1 protein-coding gene is annotated in these 481 nt (G+C 63.4%); it reads left to right on the top strand.

The features are described 5' to 3' along the window. On the top strand, positions 1 to 456 hold a 456-nt coding region (gspM, locus tag B4F73_RS00065; RefSeq protein ID WP_290482220.1), incomplete at its 5' end, for a type II secretion system protein GspM. Positions 457 to 481 lie beyond the last annotated feature (25 nt).

Raw genomic sequence — 481 nt, 5'->3', positions numbered from 1 at the left:
CGCACCGGACGAGAGCGGGCATTGATCGGCGTGGCACTCCTGCTCGTGATTGTCGCGCTCCTGCAATTCGCGATCGTGCGGCCCCTGATGGCTGCAAAGGCGGACTCGAAATTGGCTCTGGAAGCCGCCAGTCGGCAGCTCGACGTGGTCTCGGCGGAGCTCACCTCACAAACGACGCGCGTGGCCGGTGCCACTGCCGCCCGCGCCTCCAGTCAGAACTTACGGTCGGATCTGTTGCAGCTTGCCAATGCGAGAGGCCTGTCCGTGTTGCGGTTGCAGACCGCAGATGACGGCCGACTGATCCTGCAGTTTGAGCGGACGGTGCCGACTCTGGTCTATGCCTGGCTGGCCGATGCGGACATGCGCTATGGCGCCGTGCCTGAACGCGTGACCATGTTCGCCGAGGAGGCTGGCTATGTGCGGGCAAGTTTTGAGTTTGCGGGAGGCGGGTCATGATGCGGACAGGATTTCTCTTTGTCGC

Origin of the sequence: Hyphomonas sp. UBA3601 (assembly GCF_002375605.1) — a bacterium.
Taxonomy (GTDB): domain Bacteria; phylum Pseudomonadota; class Alphaproteobacteria; order Caulobacterales; family Hyphomonadaceae; genus Hyphomonas.
This window is presented reverse-complemented; position numbering and strand designations above follow the sequence as displayed.